Origin of the sequence: Fodinicola acaciae (assembly GCF_010993745.1) — a bacterium.
GTDB lineage: Bacteria > Actinomycetota > Actinomycetes > Mycobacteriales > HKI-0501 > Fodinicola > Fodinicola acaciae.
On sequence record NZ_WOTN01000003.1, the window covers coordinates 315,268 to 333,825 of the forward strand.

An 18,558-nucleotide genomic window follows, 5' to 3' on the forward strand; every position below is an offset into this window, starting at 1 on the left:
TTGCAACAGCTAGCCGTCCGTCAATGTTTGGCTTGGGTGAGGGTGGCGAGGGTCGCGCGGATCTGGCCGGCGTCGGGATGGTTGAGTTCGGTGAGAATGACCAGAGCTGTTCGGTACGCGTTGATGGCGCTCGGATCGTCGCCGACGGCGTGCTGGGCGTCGGCGAGGCGGGTCCAGGTGGCGGCCATGCCGTGCCGGTCGCCGAGTTGGCGGAACATGCCGATGGCCCGCCGATAGCTGTCGATGGCGGCGTCATGGTCTCCCAGGCGGTGGTGGATGAACCCCAGGCTGTCCCAGGTGTGTGCCAGACCATCGCGGTTGCCGAGTCGTTCGTGGAGGGCCAGCGCTTGTTGGCAAGCGGTACGAGCTTGCCGGTCGTGACCAAGTTGCGCGTGGTGCCAGCCGATCGCGTTGAGGTCATCGGCCTGTCCGACCAGGTGACCGGTGGCCTCGTGGAGCAGGAGTGCTTGTTCGGCGTGCTTGAGGGCTTGAGCGTGGTGGTTCTGTCGACCCCAGACGAACGCGAGTGTGTAGTGGATGCCTGCCTGGCCGGTCAGGTCGTCGATGCTCTCGTACAGAACTCGCGCTTGCTCGAGTTCGGCGTGCGCCGACGGATACAGCGTCAGTTCGGTATAGGCAGCGGCAAGGTTTCGATGGGTCCGTGCCTGCACGGCTGGGTCGCCCAGTCGATCGGCGGCGGTGACGGCGAGGTGGCTGGTGGTGACCCAGTCGTTCCACAGACCACGCCGGTCCAGATAGCTGAGCAGTGTCCAGGCCAGTTGCCAGGCGTGTGTGTCGTGACCGGTGGCCACGGCGTGCTCGACGGCCGCGACCAACACGGGGTGTTCTGCGTTGAACCACACCAAAGCGTGATCCGGGTCGACAACCCGTTCGGGGACCACGTCCGATCGAGCTCCAGCTAAGGCGATCGGGTCCCGGGTGGGATGGAGCATGCGCTCAGCGGCGTACGCGGTGTGCAGGTAATGGTCGAGCATTCGGTGGCTGGCCTCGGGGTCGTCGCCGGTCAGCTCCATGGCGTAGGCACGGAGCAGATCATGGAAGGCATAGCGCCCGTGCCGATGCTCGACGATCAGGTTGGCGTTGCTCAGCTCGGTCAATGACTGGCGTGCGGCGGTGACTGCCATACCGGCGAGGCTGGCGGCGGCCGGTGCCGAGATGTCCGGGCCGGGGTGCAGGCCGAGCAATCGGAACAGTCTCGCCGTCGGCGGCGTCAACGCCTGGTACGACCAGGAGAAGACCGCGCGCAGGTCCGAGTGCTCATCGTCGCCGGCCAGCAGGTCGAAGCGGTGGTCTTCCAGTTCGGCGGCGAGGACGTGCAGCGGCAAGTGCGGCCGCAGGGCAGCGCGCGCGGCGACCACCGCCAAGGCCAGCGGCAGCCGCGCGCAGCGGGTGACGATGTCCGCGACCGCCGCCGGCTCCGTCTGGACGCGGCCCTGACCAAGACGATTGGTCAACAGCCGCCTGGCATCCGGCTCGGACAGCAGGTCCAGCGACAGCGGACGGGCACCGTCCACCGCGACCAGGCCGGTGAGTTGGTTGCGGCTGGTCACCAGCACGAGGCAGGACGGCGTACCGGGCAGGAGCGGCCGAACCTGTCGGCTGTCGCGCGCGTTGTCCAACAGGATCAGCATCCGCCGCCCGGACAGTTCGCTGCGATATCGGGCCGACTGCTCGTCGAGTCCGAGCGGCATCCGTTGTGATGTGACACCGAGCGCCTCCAGGAAGCCTCGGATCGCCTCGGCTGGATCGAGTGGTCCGGCCGGATCGAATCCACGGAGGTTCACATACAGCTGACCATCCGGGAATCGCTCGGCGATCCGATGGGCCCAGTACACCGCCAACGCGGTTTTGCCGACCCCGGCGGTGCCTTCGATTGCCGAGATCACCACCGTGCCGGCCAGGTGCGCCTGGCTGGTCAACGCGTCCAGCTCAGCACGTCTGCCGGCGAACTGCGGCACCGCCGGCGGCAGCTGGCGTGGTCCGGTCGGCGCGCTGGCCAGCGATACGGTTGGCGCCGATCCCGACTGGCCGCGCAGGATCCGCTGGTGTGCCGCTCGCAGCTCGGCACCGGGGTCAGTGCCCAGCTCGCCGACGAGCCGCTGCCGTACGGTCGCGTACAGGTTCAGTGCGTCGGCAGTTCGTCCGGTCGCGCTGAGTGCCTCCATCAACGCCGCGCTCACTGACTCGGCCAACGGAAACTCGCCAGCCAGTTCGCTCAGCGGGCCGACCACCACGGCCGGGTCGCCGACCCGTACCTCGGCCAATCCCCAGGCGACCATCGCGTCCACGTACTGCTGGCGTAAGGCCAGCCGGGTGCTGGCAACCCACGAGCCGGACAGGCCGGTCAACGGCTCACCTCGCCAGAGCGCCACCGCCTCGCGCAATAGGCCAAGTCGTTCGACGTCGGTGGACTGCGGGATACGGGCCCGATTCACGAGTTGTCGCATTCGCAACGCATCGACTCTCGCGGGGTCGATGTCCAAGAGGTACCCGCCGGATTGGTGAGCCAAATGGGTTCCGCTTCCGACGTCGGCCAGGATCCGACGAATACGGGATAAATGTGCGTTCAGGCTGCCGCGCGCGTCCCGCGGAGGTGCCTCACCCCACACCCGATCGACCAGGCCCTGGACGGAGACGACTCGACCGGCATCGATGAGCAGGGCGGCCAGGACGGTGCGCTGCCGTGGCTGCCCGGCGTCCGCGCGCCGCCCGGCAGCCCAGATCTCCACCGGTCCCAGCAGCCGAAACTCCATCGCGTGCCCCCGTCACCACCGCATCTACCAGCATCGCAAGGATTCCACAACCGCGCCAACCATCGGCTGCCGCGATCCTGCTCTGGTCACAGCCGGCTGGTCAGCAAAAAAACGTTGTCTAACGGGAGGAAGTCAATGAACAAGACCAAATTGGCGATGTTCGGGACCGTCCTTGCGGCCGCCGCGATCCTCGGCGCCGCCGGCGCGGGTCCGGCGCAGGCGCAAGAGTCGAGCGCCGCCCACAGCGGTCTCGCGATCGCGCGGACCGTCTTCGCCTCGTCAGATCCGGCGAGCTCTTACGCCAGACTCTCGGCTTCGGACCGCGCCGCTTTCGACGCCGTAGAAAAACCGACCACCGAGTTCACCGACACGACGATTCTCAAGCACCAGACAAACACCGGCGCATGGGTGCGTACCGACGCGGCCGCCGCGCCGGCCGCGACCGGATGCTGGGACGCCTGGGTCCGCTACGGCTGGAAAGCCGCGGCCGGAAACACCGTCTACACGGCATGGCAGGGTTTGACCTGGTGCAGCCGCTCAGGGACCGTCTACGGCTGGCGTGTCTACGATCGCGGCGGGGAGACGAACACGCCCGGCTGGAGCTATCGAGGACACGACGGACAGGGAATTCGTAGCGTCGGATGGGAAGTCCGCTCCTACACCAAGGAAAAATTCCACTTCGGCGCCGGCCCGATCGGATTCGACAATTCACGTTGCGTCCAGATCCGCGGCGGGCAAGGCCTGTACTCGTCGCGCGCATCCTGCACCCTTGCCTAGCCTGCTGGCTCGAGGGCAGTGGCTTTGAATGAATGATTGCCCTCGCCGCGGGTCGGCGAGGGCAATCAGCGTGGAGCGCGCATGAGTATTCGCCTACTCAGATGCGGCATCGGCTCCTTCCCGCGGTGTCGTCATCGCAGCGACAGAGCGAGAATTCCGGCGCCAGGTACGGTCGCCTCGAGGCCACGGCCGGTTTGTGTCAGCGTCGCCCGCACGGGTTTGCCGTTCAACGTGGCCGATATCAGCGTCGTGCCGGCTGGCAGGACGGCACCGATGGTCATCTTGAGTGGGCCGGAGGCGGTGACGGTGAGCGTACGCGCGGAAAGAACGGCGCTCACCGAGACCTCGCCGGGCCCGACCCGGATGTGCCCGCCGGCGATGCGTTGCTGGCCGGTCGGGATCTGTGGCACGACACGGACGCGGCCGTCGCCGGCGTCCGGGTCGACGCCGAGTTGCTGGTGCACGACCGGCCACAGGATGCCGTAGGCACCCCACGCCTGCAACACCATCGACCTCTCGATGAGCTTCTTGTCGATGTTGGCACCGAAATCCGGACTCGGCGAGATCTCCGGCATGGCACCGGGCATCTCCCACACCGACGGATCCAACTGCACACGCGCGTTACCGGTCGTGTACGCCCGCGCCGAACGACCGTAGTTTCCCTCCGCCACCGCGATAATCGACGTGTTCAACGTGAACACCGAACGCTCCGACGGCACACTCGACACCGCGGAATCACACGCGGGCCCCGGATTGGACGGACCCGTGCCCGTGTGGAACAACCCAAACTCACCCGTGTAACACGGCTTCTCATGCTGCACCAACGTCGCCACACCATGCTCCGGCGACGCCAACGGCACATTGCCCGGCAACTCGACCTCCGCCGGCGTCAACCCGATCCAGTGCCGCTGGAACACCTTGGCATTGGCGTCAGTCAACGAATCCGCATACGAAGCCGTATCGCCACCAAACCACCACGCATCCTCAAACCGCTTCCGCACATCCGCCGCTTTCGCCGCCGCCCAACCAGCCGTCACCCGGTCACCCTTCGCGACCGCCAAATCGGCCAGATCCGCGTAACCACGGATCGCATACACGGCGTTGTCCAGCTTCTCCGGGCCCATCCCCGGCCGCTCGACATTGCCCAGCCCCTCCGGCCAGCCATCATGGTCGGCGTCCAAAGTGGACACGTAACGCATCGCGCGTACGGACGCGTCATACATGTCGTTCAGGAACCGCCGATCCCCACTCCACCGCCACAACAACGCCACCGCACTCGGAAACTTCGCCGTCTCGTCCGTGTTACCGGGATCGGAATTCGCACCGAAATACACCTGACCATCCGGCGTCACCTCGTGCACGATCTTGCCGCTGCGTTTGTTCACCTTGTCACTGATGTCGCGCAGCGTACGCAAATGCGCCGCCACATCCTCGAACTGACCAGCGGCCACCGCCGCAAACGCGGTGTACTCACCATCCGTGCCGAAAATCCAACTGTAGTCAGGAAAACCCGCGCCATACCAACGTGCGGTGTCCAACGTGCCGACCGGCGGTGGATAAACCGTGCCGGCCGCCGTCGGCCGCAGCCGCAGATTGTGCGCCTCCTGCACCGAATCCGCCAGATTCTGCTTCGTCCACGCCACACTCCGCGCGAGAAGCGGATCACCAGGCAGATCCACCACCGTACGACCGGCAACCGCCTGCCGCGCACGAATCTTCGCCGCCAACAACCCCGCCGGATCCTTCAACACCCGACCCAACGTCGACTGCGCCGCAGCCGGACCAGTGTCCGAACCAGCCACACCAAACCACACGTTCACCGGCTTCCACGCCGGCAACATCACGCTGTACGCCAACTGACCACCAGCACCCTTGCCATATGCACTGTCGTCACACCGAGCCGGCGGGTCCGGCGTGCCAGGACCAGACGCCGGACAGATCACCGGCGGATCCTGCGGACCACGAAAATCCTTTCCCACAGCCGAAGAAGAAGGCTTCAAGGACGTACCAACCGCAGCGGCCCAGTCATGCCGCACCTGATTCTCCCCCGGCGGCGTCCCCACATCACGGAACAACAAAGAACTCCCGGAAACACTGGCCGTGTCCGGGAGATTCACCGTCGACTGCGAAGGTTTCGTCTCGCCCCACGGATACATCCCCATGAGCTCGGAATGCGCGTCAGCAGCCAACTTGATCGTACGCGTGTGGTCGCTGACCAAGGTCAGGCCGATGAGACCGGCGCGTTCACCGTCCGGCGAGAAATCCGTACGCGTGACCCGCAAGCCGCTGGATGCCGGATATTCCGTGCGTGCGTAGCCCCAACCGGATCGCATCCGGTTCGCCGCCGGCAGCCATTGTCCATCGACACCGAACCACAGGCCGTCGAGGACTTTGATGGGTGGCGCGAAGAATCCACCCATTTCTCCGCGGGTGTGCCAGCCGGCCGCCGGAAAACGGCCATCGGCGGTGCCGAGTGACCAGAACCGGTCACCGGTCACCACCACTCGGCGGTCGGCCAGCCGCGTCGTCACGGACAATTCCGGACTGCGCGCGGCAGCCACCATTACCGGCGGTGGAGCCAAAATCGCCAGGACGACAAGGACGACGAGACCTGCGTAGCGCTTCGCGACGGCCATGACTCCGGGACTTTACCCGCGCGCAGCCGGATCCGCTCGCCCACGTCAGCGGTGAATACGCGGAAAAGGCCGAGCCTCCTCCAGCGCGTACGCCGTCTCCAGCAGCGTCCGTTCGTCACCGTACGCGGCGGAAAGCTGCACACCGATCGGCAGGCCGTCGTCGGTCAGACCCATCGGCAGCGACATCGCCGGACTGCCGGCAACGTTGTTCAACGGCGTGAATCCGACGTACGCGAGCAGCCGCTCGAGCAGCTCCCCAAACGGTACGGTCGGGCTCAGGTGGCCGAGTTTCGGTGTGGTGTGCGCCAAAACCGGCGACAGAACCAGCTCGTGATGGGCGAACATCCGCGCGTACGCGTGTTTCGTGCGGGTCAGCCGATAGATCGCCGCGGGTGTGTCGCGGATGTTGCGCAGATAGTGCTGGCGCAGCCCGAGCGTGAGACCGTCCAACGCCCGCCGGTCGTACGCGCGATCCTGCAGCTTGCCGGTGCTCACCGCGAGCGCGGCCAGCATTCCCCAGTAGAGAACGAAATCCCGCGCGAACCGCGGGCCGACCGGCGCGGCGATCGGGTCGATGACGTGGCCCTGGCGCTCCAACAGGCCGGCGGTGGCCTCCAACGCGGCTTTGGTCTGCGGATCTGTCTGCGAGCCGGTGACACCGTCGACGATGAGGCCGACGCGCAGCCGCCGCCGCGCCGGCCCGGTGACCAGGCCGATCGGCGGCAGCGCCGGATTGCGCCAGCGGTCCTCCGCCGCGGCAAGGTATGCGGCGGTGTCGCGCACCGACCTGGTCAGTACGCCCTCGGAGATCACGTTGAGCGGCATCGCGCGCGCCGTCGGACCGTCGACGTGCCGGCCTTTGCTCGGCTTGAGGCCGACCAGGCCGGCGCACGCGGCCGGGATGCGGATCGAGCCACCGCCGTCGTTGGCGTGCGCGATCGGCACCACGCCGGCCGCGACCAGCGCGGCGGCACCGCCGGACGACGCGCCGACCGAATAGTCGGTGTGCCACGGATTGCGCACTGGCTCTCGCGTCATGAACTCGGTGGTCGCGTTGAAGCCGTATTCCGGCATCGCGGTCTTGCCGAGCACGGTCAGGCCGGTGCCGATGAACTGCCGCGCGTACGGTCCGTCGACCTTCGCCGGCGGCGCCACGTACGCGGCGGTGCCGTGGTTGGTCGGCATGCCGGCGACATCGGTGTTGTCCTTGACATAACTCGGCACGCCGAAGAGCGGCACCGCCGGATCGCGACCGAACCTCGGCTGGTCGGTGTGGACGACGGCGTTCAGCGCGGCGACCTCGGCGGCGCGCTCAACGGCGGCGGCCGCCACCTCCTCCGTGCTCAGCTCGCCCTTGCGTACCAGCTGCGCGATCCGGACCGCGTCGTGATCACTCAGGGCGTCGTCGCCGAAAGCGTGTAAGCGCATGTCAGCCATCATCACCCGCGGCGACGCGGGCGTCAGCGAGCAGGCCCTCCAGTGTGTCGTGGACGACTTTGGGCTGCCGGCCGATCGCGGCCACGCCCGTCTCGGTCTGCTGATCGAGCTGCACACCTCAGCGGAGGTCCTGTCCGTCGACGTCGGCCGCAAGGAGCGGCTGGCCGGACCCGAGTCGCGGAAAGCCTCGATCGCACGCGACAAAGGCTATGGCAAGGCCCACGGTGAAAAACGCCGCGGACCTTGACCCGACTTTCTAACCGCGAGCGCGCGACTTCGGCAGGACGAAGCCGACGTACGTCAGCCAGATCAGGCTGCCAAACCTGGCCACCGGCAACAGGAAATACAGCGGCGACCAGACCATCCCGACCAGCGCGAGCGCATCCACCGCCGCCAGCACGAAGCCGATCTGCAGCACAATGCCAGGAACAATGCCGGTGTGACGTGCCGGACCGGCGACACCGAGCAGGATCACCCCGAGAAAGAAGGCAAAACCGAAGCCGCCACTGGCAAACGCGAGCACCTGCAACGCGCGTACGACCACCAGGTCACCGACGATCTCCGGACGTGTCAACGTCCACAGGAAAAACCCCGACAGCACCGTCAGGATCACCGCGCCGGCGCCACCGATCTGCACCAGTCCGGCGCCGCCGCGGGTGATGCCGAGCAACCGGAGCCGAGAGGCCAGCGCACCAGCGAAAATCGCCAGGAACGCCGAGGCGGCCAACGCGAACGCGCTGGTGACGAGTACGGCGGTGGAATGCTGCGAGAAGTAGGTCCTGACCACGTCGTCGGGCGAGGTCGGCGACGGGATCACCCCACCGGCGATCGCACTGGCGGCGACGCCGGCGACGAACATCAGGGTCGACAACAAAGCGAGCGCACCGGTCGGCGGGCCGACCTGCGGACCACTCGTCCGGCGTACGACGGTTTCGGTCATGTCAGCCTCCCGCTGCCGGTGAGATGGCGGTGTACTGCGTCGCGGCGAGCTGCCAGCCGCTGGTCGTACGCAGCCAGACGCTGAGCACCCGGTAAAGGCCGCCGATCCGCTCGCCTTGGAAGACGCACGCCGACCGCTGCATGTCGCTGCGGATCGCCGTGTCGCCGTGGTCGATGACCTCGGACTCCACCGTCTCCAGACGCACCTGCTCGTACACACCGCTCGCGTGTACGTCGATCCACTCGTCGGTGGCGACCATGAACCCCTTCGGTCCGATGATCCGGCAGTCGTCGGCCACCAGCTCGCGCAACGCCGCCGAGTCGCCGTCGACAAGTGCCTGGTTGAGCCGGATTTGGACCAGCTCGATGGTGTCCGTGACAGTCGCTGTCATTCCGGTCCCCTTTCTCCCGTGCTTTCGGTCCGGCGCCGACCCGCCTGCGCCGAGCCTGCCGGCCGCGGCCAGCCGAAACATTGACCAGCTGGTTGATCCGCAACGCCGAGGTGGCTATTTGTCTGCCGATACGATCCCCGGCATGACGGCGCACAACCTCCCGGTCGAGCTGACGCGGTTCGTCGGCCGCGCCGAGGAGCTGGCCGACATCGAGCGGCTGCTCGCCGACCGGCGGCTGGTGACGCTGGCCGGTGTCGGCGGCGGCGGCAAGACCCGGCTCGCCGTCCAGGTCGCCAGCCGTCAGCTGGACCACTGGCCGGGCGGCGTCTGGCTGGTCGACCTGGGCCCGGTGACGGACCCGGATCAGGTGGCGCGCCAGGCCGCGACGGCCCTCGGTGTGCTCATCGAGCCTGGTGGCGACCCGGTTCAGGCGCTCGCGAGCCAGCTGCGGCAGCGCCGGCTGTTGCTCTGCCTGGACACCTGCGAGCACCTGCTGGACGCGGCCGCCGCGCTGGCCGAGACCGTGCTGCGCGGCTGCCCTGAGGTGTCCGTGCTGGCCACCAGCCGCGAGCCGCTCGGCGTGCCGGGCGAGACGGTGTGGCGTACGCCGTCGCTCAAGGAGGACGAGGCGGTCGAGCTTTTCGCGGATCGGGCAAACCTGGTGGCGCCGGGCTTCGACATCCGTGCCGCGCAGACGGACGTACGCGCCGTGTGCTCGCGGGTCGACAACATCCCGCTGGCCGTCGAGCTCGCCGCCGCCTGGGTCCGCGCGTTGTCGCCGGCGCAGATCGCCGCCGGCCTCGACGACCGCTTCCGGCTGCTGGCCGGCGGCGCGCGGCGCGCGGTGCCGCGCCACCAGACGCTGCAGGCGTCGATGGCCTGGAGCCACGCGCTCCTCGACGCCGACGAGCAGACGGTGTTCCGGCGGATGGCGGTCTTCTCCGGCAACTTCCCACTCGCCGCGGTGGAGGCGGTGTGCGGCGGCACGCTCGCGATCGTCGGCCGGCTGGTCGACAAGTCGTTGGTGACCGTACGCGAAACCGCCGGCCGCGCACACTATCGGCTGCTCGACACGGTCAGGCAGTATGCCGCGGAGCGGCTCGCCGAGGCGGCGGAGACGACCGAGACCCGCAGCCGACATCTGGATTTCTACCTTGCCAGCGTGGAAAAAGCCGAGCCGGGGCTGGATGTACAGCGGGACAACGTCAACGCCGCGCTGGACTGGGGACTGTCCACATCGGACGGTCGTGGCCGGCAGCTGGCCGCGGCGATGGCGCGCCGCTGGTTCGTCGACGGTCAGGTGCACGCCGGCCTCGGTTTTCTGCGCCGCGCTCTGGATCCCGACGACCGCTCGGCGCTGCAGGCGCAGCTGCTGGCCGGCATCGCGATGCTGCAGACGATCAGCGGCCGGCTGTCCACCGCGGAAGCGACCGCACGACGCGCGCTCGAGCTCGCCGACGAAAACGGTGACGAGATCGCGCGCGGCCGCAGCCTGGCCGCACTCACCTTCTGCCATTTCTTCACCGATTTCGAGCTGTGCCAGGACACCGCACGCGAGGCACAACGCGTCGCCACGGAGCCGTTTTTCCATGACTGGGCCGCGATCATCGAGGGATACTCGCTGACCACGCGCAACCGGCACGAGGAGGCCACCGCGATCGCGCGCCGCGTGTACGAGCGCGGCGACCGGTTTTGCATGGCGTTCGCGCTCGGCATCCAGCAGTGGGCCGCGCTGGAGACCGGCCGGCTGCGCGAGGCGGCCGAGATCGGCGAGGAACAGCTGGAGATCGTGACCGCGATCGGCGACTATTTCGCGGTCGGCACGCTGGTCAGCCCGATCGCGCTGGTCAGCGGCATGACCGGGCACCTCGCGGTCGGCCGCAAGATGATGGACGCGGTCGTACGCTCCATTGACGAAATGCCGGACGCCGACGCCGTCGGCTTCGAGCACACCATGGGATGGCTGCACCTGTGGGACGGCGACCTGGACAACGCCGTGCGGTGGTTCGGCCGCGGCATCGACCGGATGGCCGGCAACACCCGCGAATGGACCGCCGCGCGGTGCCTGCCCGGCATGACCGCGGCGCTGCGGCACCTCGGCCGCCTCGACGAGGCGTGGACCCAGGCCGAGCGCGCCGCGGAGATCGCCACCGCGTACGGCGCGCCGTATCTGCTGGCCGAGGCGCTCGACGAGCAGGCCCTGCTGATCGCCGCCCGCGACCCCGGCCGCGCTCGCGACCTGTGCCACGAGGCGCTGGCGCTGCGCCGCGACAACGGCCTGCGCACGTATCTGCTGAAAAGCCTCGACGTGCTGATCAAGCTGGAGCTCGACGCCGGCAACGAGGCCGAGGCCGCGCGGCTGCTGGCCGCCGCGAAAGCCGCTCGCGCCGAGATCGGCTATCCGTGGCCACCGCTGGAAAATCCGCCGGAGCTGGACACCGACACGATCGACCCGCCGTCACTGGACGACATTCTCGCCGTGGTGACGCGCGGCCGCGGTCCGCGCAACCGGCCGCAGGTCGGCTGGTCGAGCCTGACGCCGGCCGAGCTGGAGGTCGTACGGCTCATCCGCGAGGGACTGTCCAATCCGGACATCGCCGCCCGGCTGTACGTGAGCCGCGCGACCGTCAAGGCGCATCTGACGCACATCTACGCGAAGCTGAGCGTCGCCAACCGCACCGAGCTGGCGACCGTCGCCGCCGACCGGGAAAACCGGCTACCGCCGGCCTGACCGGCGAAACGTACGCGCGTTGCGAGCCGTCGTGGTGATCAGCACCGAGACCACGACCCCCATCACCAGGTCCATCGACGCGGTCGCGACGCGGCTGTTGAACCCGACGTCGAGGGTCAGCGGCGCGAGCGTACCGATCAGCGTCGCGACCCCGACCAGCCAGCCGAAATACCAGGTCGGCCGGGGCACGACGACGGACAGCAGCTGCAGAATGCCGGCGGCGATCAGCGTCAGGATCGCCGCCGCCAGCGCGTACGCGCCGGTGTTCACGCTCCCCCACGCGCCGGCGGCCGTCGGCGCGAGCAGCGGCACGCCGAACGCCGAACGAGCGATCAGGATGCCGGCGACCGCGACCAGCGCGGCGATGACCGCGCTCACCACCGCACCGGCCCACAGCCGGCGCGGATCCAGCCGCGAGTCGTCGCCGCCATAGCCACCGTCGCTCATCCGGGCCCCTTCGCCGCCAGTTCCCCCAGAATCGTAGCGAAACGGCGGTCGTGGAGCAGGTCAGCGGTAGCCATGCCGCACGCGGCGCCAACGCCGCCAAAAACACGACACTCACCGAACGCCGCGATCCTGACGACGCTCGCCGAACGCCGCACCTCCCGCAGCCGCCACCGAACGCCGCACTTCAGGAGACACCCGACCGCCGGCGCCGCCAAAACCCGACACACACCGAACGCCGCACCTCCCGCAGCCGCCACCGAACGCCGCACTTCAGGAGACACCCGACCACCGGCGCCGCCAAAAACCCGACACACACCGAACGCCGCACCTCCCGCGGCCGCCACCGAACGCCGCGCTTTTGCCGACATTGGACCGCCGACGCCACCAAAAACCCGACACTCACCGAACGCCGCACTTCCCGCGGCCGCCACCGAACGCCGCGCTTTTGCCGACATTGGACCGCCGACGCCACCAAAAACCCGACACTCACCGAACGCCGCACTTCTCGCGGCTGCCACCGAACGCCGCACTTCTCACGGCACGCACCGAACGCCGCACTTCAGGCGACACTCGACCGCCAACGGCACCTAAACCGCGGCGCTCGCCGAGCGCCGCGGTTTAGGTGACAGTCGGTGCGACGGGCCTACATCTGGTACGCGGCCGAGGCGGACACACCGAGGCTCGCGGCGGCTACCTTCGCAGGCCGTACGTCAACGCGTCGACCATCGCGCGCCAGGACGCCTCGACGATGTTTCCGTGTACGCCAACGGTCGTCCAGTCACGCTCGGCGTCGGTCGTCTCCAACAAAACGCGCGTGACCGCGTCCGTGCCGGGGCGGCCTTCCAGGATCCGCACCTTGTAGTCGGACAGCTCCATGCCGGACAGGCTCGGATAGCGGCTCACCAGGCCTTCGCGCAGCGCCTGGTCCAGTGCGTTGATCGGACCGTTGCCCTCCGCGGTGGCGATGATCCTTTCGTTGCCCACCAACAGTTTCACCGTCGCCTCACAGGCGACCCTGCCGTCGTCGCGGTGCTCGATCAACACGCGATAGGACTCCAGGGTGAAATAGCTCGGCTTGCGACCGTCCAGCTCCGAGCGTACGAGCAGCTCGAAGGAGGCGTCCGCGGCCTCGAACGACCAGCCTTCGGCCTCCAGGTCCTTGACTTTCTCGACCACCCGTCCGGCCGCCTCCGGATGACCGGCCAGGTCGACACCGAGCTCGCGACTCTTCAGCTCGATGGAGGCCCGGCCGGCCATCTCGGTGACGAGAATGCGCATGTCATTTCCGACGGTGGCCGGCTCCATGTGGTTGTAGAGCTCCGGACTCACCTTGATCGCGCTCGCGTGCAACCCCGCCTTGTGGGCGAAAGCGCTGGACCCGACGTAGGCCTGGTGGGTGTCGGGTGCGATGTTGGCGATTTCGGCGATGGCGTGTGACACCCTCACCAGCTCGGTCAGGCATCCGTCTGGGAGCACCGACCGACCCATTTTCGTCACCAGACCGGCGACGACGGGGAAAAGGTCGGCGTTGCCGGCCCTTTCCCCGTAGCCGTTGGCGGTGCACTGGACGTGTGTGACACCGGCCTCGACGGCGGCCAGCGTGTTGGCGACGGCGCAGGCGGTGTCGTCCTGGCAGTGGATGCCGAGCCGGAATCCGCCGCGTTCCAGCACTTCCCCGACGACCTTGCCCAGACCCATCGGCAGCATTCCACCGTTGGTGTCGCACAGCACGCCGACGCTCGCGCCGGCCTCGAAAGCCGCTTCGAGTACGCGCAGGCCGTAATCGCGATCGTGTTCATAGCCGTCGAAAAAGTGTTCGCAGTCGAGGAAAACCCGGCGGCCTTCGGCGACCAGGAACGAGACCGTGTCCCGCACCATTTCCAGGTTTTCCTCCAGTGTCGTACGCAACGCGCGCTCCACGTGGCGTACGTCGGATTTCGCGACCAGCGTGACCACCTCGGTCTGCGCGTCGCGCAGCGCCAGCACCTGCTTGTCCTGGCTGGCTTTCGTGCCGGCTTTCCTGGTCGAGCCGAAGGCGACGAGCTTGGCGTGCTTGAGGACCAGCTCGCCTTTGGCCGCACGAGCGAAAAACTCGGTGTCCTTCGGCATCGCGCCGGGCCAGCCGCCTTCGACGAACCCGACGCCCATCTCGTCGAGCAGCCGCGCCACCGCGAGTTTGTCGTTCACCGAGTAGGTGATGCCTTCCCGCTGCGCACCATCTCGCAGGGTGGTGTCGAAGACGTGGAAGCTGTCGTCCATCACGGGACTGGTGTCCTTTCCAAAGGATTATCCGGCCCAACGAAAAAGACCCCCCACGGTGTGGGAGGTCTGCGCGTACGCGGTGCGGCTGCGTGCGCGCTAGGTGCTAATAATCAGTCGGCCGATGTGCATGGAGGCGAGTCTGCCACGCCAACCGCGTGACGAGAAATTCTTCTCACTATGTGAGATCCGCACGCGCACGGAATGCGCGGCGATAGGCGGCCGGCGAGGTCCTGGCGTGTTTGGCGAAATGTTGCCGCATGGTCATCGAGGTGCCGAAACCGCTCTGTTGCGCCACCGTTTCGATCGCCAGGTCGGTGGTCTCCAGCAGCTCCTGCGCGTACGACAGGCGTTGCTGCAGGATCCACTGCAGCGGCGTTTTCCCGGTCTGGTCGCGAAACCAGCGATAGAGCGTCCGTTCGCTGACGCCGACGTGGTCGGCGATGCGGTCGGAGGTGATGACCTCGGCGAGGCGTTCGCGGATCCACCGCATCGTCGGCTCCAGCGAGCCGTCGCCGTCGCCGGGATCCCGATGCCGGATGAACTGCGCCTGGCCGCCTTCGCGCTGCGGCGGCACCACCATGTGCCTGGCCGTCTCAGCGGCGATCGCCGAGCCGTAGTCGCAACGGATCATGTGCAGGCACAGGTCGAGGCCGCTCGCGGCACCGGCCGAAGTGAGCACGTCGCCGTCGTCGACGTACAGCACGCCGTCGTCCATCTCGACGCCGGGGAAACGCTCCGCGATCGACGCGGTGGAGGTCCAGTGCGCGGTCGCGCGCCGTCCGTCGAGCAGTCCCGCGGCGGCCAGGATCACCGCGCCGCCACAGATCGACGCCACCCTGATGCCTCGTTCGCGCGCCTCGCGGAGCACGGCGATGATCTCGTCCTGCGGCTGATGAGAACCCGAGCCCGGGACGATGATCGTGTCGGCGGTCAAGGCGTCGGCGAGCGGATGCGCCGGCGTGTAGCGATACATCTCGACCTGGCCGACACCGACCGCTCGCAGGTCACGGCCGTCGCCGCACACCATGACGCGATAGAGCGGCTCGCCCAGATTGGAGTCCGACGACGGGTCCAGCGAGTGCGCCGTCGTGAACACCTGCAGTGGCGTGGCCATGTCGAAACTGTGGACGCAGTCCAGTGCGAGTACGGCGATGACGTGCATGGCGGTAATCTATCGCAACTGGGCATTCCCGCCACTGGTCCCGCGATGGCCACCCATGGACGATCGTCGATGTGTTGACATTCCTGAATCTCGTCGCCGCACTGGCGGGCCTCGTTCTGTTGGTTTTCGTTGGCTGGCTTACCGATCGACTGTTTCGTTCGGAGCGCACCCGGATCGAGTGTTATGGTCAAGCATGCATACAGGCTTGGATGCAGAAGTCGCGGTCGTTGGTGTCGGCACGATGGGCTCGATGGCGTTATGGCGGCTCGCCAAGGCCGGCGTCGCGGTCATCGGACTGGAGCGATATGCGCCCGGCCACGACCGTGGAGCGGCCGGTGGCGACACCCGGATCTTCCGCACCGCCTACCACGAAGGCGCCGACTACGTCCCACTGCTACGCCGCGCGTACGACCTCTGGCGGGCGCTGGAGGCCGAGGCCGGGCGGGAGATCCTCACGATCACCGGCGGCCTGATGATCGCGCCGCCGGACCATCCCTCGACGCTGACCGTGCTCGAGTGCGTACGCCGTTTTGGCCTGGCACATGAGATCCTGAGCACCGCCGAGCTCGCCGAGCGCTATCCGCAGCACGCCGGCCTCACCAACGAAACCGTCGTGCTGGATCGCTATGCCGGTGTGCTGCGGTCGAATGTGGCGACGTTGACCGCCGCCGAGCGTGCCGTCGCGGCCGGTGCGACGCTGCGGACCTACACGCGAGTGACCGAGGTCGTGCCGGACGCGCACGGCGTGACCGTACGCACCAGCGACGGCGATCTCCGGGTGGCGAAAGCGATCGTGGCCGGTGGACCGTGGAGCGGACAGCTGGATCCGTGGCTGGACAAGCGAATCTATCCACGCCGGCTGGTCAGTGCGTGGTTTTTGCCGCGGGAGCCGGCCGAGTTCGGACCCGACCGGTTTCCGATCGCATTACGCCGCGGCGCTGTCGACACCAGCGTGCTGCCGGCGGTCGACGGCGGTTTCGTCAAAGTCAACGGATACACACCACAAGGCGAGGATCTGCATCGCCAGGACGCGGATTCCATCGACTACACGGTCGAGGCATCGGATTACCAGCCGCATCGGCTGGTGACGCGGTTTCTGCCGGGACTTTTTCCTGAGCCCGTACGCGTCGGTGTCTATCGCGACGGTTACACCGCCGACGGCCAGTCGCTGGTCGGTTGGCTGCCGACCAGCGACCGCGTCCTGTCGCTCAGCGGATTTTCCGGCCACGGCTTCAAACTCGCACCGGTGTTCGGCGAGATCGCCGCCGCGCTGGTCACCGAGGGCCGCACGGACCTGCCGATCGGCCACCTCGATCCCGGCCGGGTCCAATGAGGACAGTCGGACTTTTTCTCGTCCTGCTGGTGGTCGCCGGCTGCAGCTCGCCGGCGATCGATCCGAACGCTCAGGTCATCACCGCGGCACCGGTCGCCTCGGTGCAGCGGCTCGTGCCGCCAGGCACGCGGACGATCAACGCGGTGATGAGCATCGGAAACGCGCCGCTGCACTATCCCGCGCCGGACGGTTCCGGTGACATGCTCGGCGTCGATCCGGATCTGGCCAAGGCGCTCGGCGGCGTGATGGGCGTAGGTGTCAACGTCGTCGGCGTCACCTTCGACCAGATCATTCCGGGGTTGCAGAGCGGTCGCTATGACCTGTCGGTGAGCCAGATGGGGATCACCGACGAACGGCTCAAGGTGCTGGATTTCGTGGAATACTTCAATTCCGGCACCGGCATCGGCACGCGCGCCGGCAATCCGTTGCACCTGACGGTGAATTCGCTGTGCGGCCACCAGGTCGCGGTGTCCAACGGATCCATTCAACAGGCGAAATATCTGCCTCTGCTGTCCACGCAGTGCGTACGCGCCGGCCGCGCGCCGATCGCCATCCGTGGCTTTCCGGACCAGCAGAAAGGCGTACTGGCGCTGGTCAGTGGCCGGATCGATGCGGTGATGGTGGACCTGCCGGTGCTGCAGTATGCGGTGCGTAACGTGCCGGACATCGTGGTCGCCGACACCTACGACGCCGGCAGTCCGGTCGGGATCGGCCTGGACAAAGGTAACAAGCTGGCGCCGGCCGTGCAGGCGGCGCTGGTGGAGCTGCGGCGCAGCGGAATCTATCAGAAGATCCTGGCCAAATGGGCCGTACAAGGCAACGCACTGTCCACTTTCGCCGTGAGGACCGGCAAATGACCGAGCTTCGTGTGGTGCCGCGACGGCGGCCGTACCTGTGGGTCAGCTATGCCGTGCTGGCCGTCGTCGTGGTCGCTTTTCTCTATTCGGCCGCGGTCAATCCGCGGTTCGGCTGGGACGTGGTCGGCACGTACTTCCTGTCCGGCGCGATCCTGCACGGCCTGCTGACGACGATCGGCCTGACGGTCGTCAGCATGCTGCTCGGCATCGTCCTCGGTGTGGTGCTGGCCCTCATGCGTACGTCCGGCAGCCGTGTGCTGTCCGGAGTTTCTCAGCTGTACGTGTGGTTTTTCCGTGGCGTACCGCTGCTGGTGCAGATCCTGTTCTGGTTCAACCTCGCCGCGCTCTATCCGAAGCTCGGACTCGGCGCGTTTTCCGTCAACGCCAACGAAGTCATCAGTCCGTTCGCGGCAGCCGTGCTGGCGCTGGCACTGCACGAGGCGGCGTACATGGCCGAAATCGTCCGGTCTGGCGTGATCGGCGTCGACCGCGGCCAACGGCAAGCGGCGCTCGCGTTAGGCATGCGGCCGGCTCGGGTGATGCGGCGAATAGTGCTGCCGCAGGCGATGCGTATGATCATCCCGCCGACCGGAAACCAGACGATCTCGATGCTGAAGACCTCGTCTTTGGTCAGCGTCATCGCGTTGAGCGATCTGCTCTACACGGCCCAAAGCATTTACGGCATCAACTACCGGGTCATTCCGTTGCTGTTGGTCGCCAGCACCTGGTATCTGATCGTGGTCTCGATCCTGTCGGTCGGACAGGCGTTTCTGGAGCGCCGCTATGGACGGGGTGCGTTGCTGTGACGCCG

14 protein-coding genes are annotated in these 18,558 nt (G+C 67.5%); 6 read left to right on the forward strand and 8 right to left on the reverse strand.

The genetic code is table 11. From position 1 onward, the window contains the following. Positions 1–20: 20 nt before the first annotated feature. Complete coding sequence (locus GNX95_RS27880; RefSeq protein WP_425483927.1) at positions 21–2,690, reverse strand: AfsR/SARP family transcriptional regulator; 2,670 nt, start codon at positions 2,688–2,690, stop codon at positions 21–23. Here GNX95_RS27880 and GNX95_RS27885 point away from each other — a divergent pair. Beyond that, the gene (locus tag GNX95_RS27885; RefSeq protein ID WP_246281784.1) at positions 2,580–3,551 is read left to right on the forward strand and encodes a hypothetical protein; all 972 of its coding nucleotides are present in this window, start codon (positions 2,580–2,582) and stop codon (positions 3,549–3,551) included. The two genes, GNX95_RS27880 and GNX95_RS27885, sit on opposite strands and share 111 nt — an antisense overlap. A gap of 131 nt (positions 3,552–3,682) precedes the next feature. On the opposite strand, the gene GNX95_RS27890 is transcribed toward GNX95_RS27885, so the two are convergent. Next, positions 3,683–6,187, reverse strand: a complete 2,505-nt coding sequence (locus GNX95_RS27890) for a glucosidase family protein (protein ID WP_163510607.1) — start codon at positions 6,185–6,187, stop codon at positions 3,683–3,685. A 45-nt stretch (positions 6,188–6,232) separates the two neighbouring features. Continuing rightward, positions 6,233–7,615 (reverse strand): amidase, encoded by a 1,383-nt coding sequence (locus tag GNX95_RS27895; protein WP_246281785.1) that lies wholly within the window; start codon positions 7,613–7,615, stop codon positions 6,233–6,235. On the opposite strand from GNX95_RS27895, the gene GNX95_RS27900 reads away from it, so the two are divergent. Beyond that, a complete protein-coding gene (locus GNX95_RS27900; protein WP_163510609.1) occupies positions 7,614–7,871 on the forward strand; it encodes a hypothetical protein in 258 nt (85 codons plus the stop codon). The genes GNX95_RS27895 and GNX95_RS27900 overlap by 2 nt on opposite strands. A 9-nt stretch (positions 7,872–7,880) precedes the next feature. Here the strand turns inward: GNX95_RS27900 and GNX95_RS27905 are convergent, their stop codons facing one another. Beyond that, positions 7,881–8,564 (reverse strand): hypothetical protein, encoded by a 684-nt coding sequence (locus GNX95_RS27905; protein ID WP_163510610.1) that lies wholly within the window; start codon positions 8,562–8,564, stop codon positions 7,881–7,883. 1 nt (position 8,565) lies between these two features. Continuing rightward, complete coding sequence (locus GNX95_RS27910; protein WP_163510611.1) at positions 8,566–8,955, reverse strand: nuclear transport factor 2 family protein; 390 nt, start codon at positions 8,953–8,955, stop codon at positions 8,566–8,568. Between the two features lie 142 nt (positions 8,956–9,097). Here GNX95_RS27910 and GNX95_RS27915 point away from each other — a divergent pair, with 142 nt between their 5' ends. Further along, the gene (locus tag GNX95_RS27915) at positions 9,098–11,686 is read left to right on the forward strand and encodes a helix-turn-helix transcriptional regulator (protein WP_163510612.1); all 2,589 of its coding nucleotides are present in this window, start codon (positions 9,098–9,100) and stop codon (positions 11,684–11,686) included. Here the strand turns inward: GNX95_RS27915 and GNX95_RS27920 are convergent. The 3 genes from GNX95_RS27920 to GNX95_RS27930 all read right to left on the reverse strand — a co-directional run bounded on the left by GNX95_RS27920 (position 11,672) and on the right by GNX95_RS27930 (position 15,557). Continuing rightward, a complete protein-coding gene (locus GNX95_RS27920) occupies positions 11,672–12,133 on the reverse strand; it encodes a DUF6069 family protein (RefSeq protein WP_163510613.1) in 462 nt (153 codons plus the stop codon). The two genes, GNX95_RS27915 and GNX95_RS27920, sit on opposite strands and share 15 nt — an antisense overlap. Before the next feature lie 690 nt (positions 12,134–12,823). Then, positions 12,824–14,392 (reverse strand): citramalate synthase, encoded by a 1,569-nt coding sequence (gene cimA / locus GNX95_RS27925; protein ID WP_163511974.1) that lies wholly within the window; start codon positions 14,390–14,392, stop codon positions 12,824–12,826. A gap of 178 nt (positions 14,393–14,570) precedes the next feature. Next, positions 14,571–15,557 (reverse strand): GlxA family transcriptional regulator, encoded by a 987-nt coding sequence (locus GNX95_RS27930; protein WP_163510614.1) that lies wholly within the window; start codon positions 15,555–15,557, stop codon positions 14,571–14,573. A gap of 205 nt (positions 15,558–15,762) precedes the next feature. On the opposite strand from GNX95_RS27930, the gene solA reads away from it, so the two are divergent. Genes solA through GNX95_RS27945 form a run of 3 tightly spaced genes read left to right on the forward strand, consistent with a single transcriptional unit; the run spans position 15,763 to position 18,553 of the window. Beyond that, entirely contained in the window at positions 15,763–16,890 is a 1,128-nt protein-coding gene (solA, locus tag GNX95_RS27935) for an N-methyl-L-tryptophan oxidase (RefSeq protein ID WP_163510615.1), read from the forward strand. Beyond that, entirely contained in the window at positions 16,887–17,747 is an 861-nt protein-coding gene (locus tag GNX95_RS27940; protein WP_163510616.1) for an ABC transporter substrate-binding protein, read from the forward strand. The genes solA and GNX95_RS27940 overlap by 4 nt, the downstream gene beginning before the upstream one ends. Further along, positions 17,744–18,553, forward strand: coding sequence for an amino acid ABC transporter permease (locus GNX95_RS27945; RefSeq protein WP_163510617.1), 810 nt, complete (start codon positions 17,744–17,746; stop codon positions 18,551–18,553). Before GNX95_RS27940 ends, GNX95_RS27945 begins: the two co-directional genes overlap by 4 nt. The last annotated feature ends 5 nt before the right edge of the window (positions 18,554–18,558 follow it).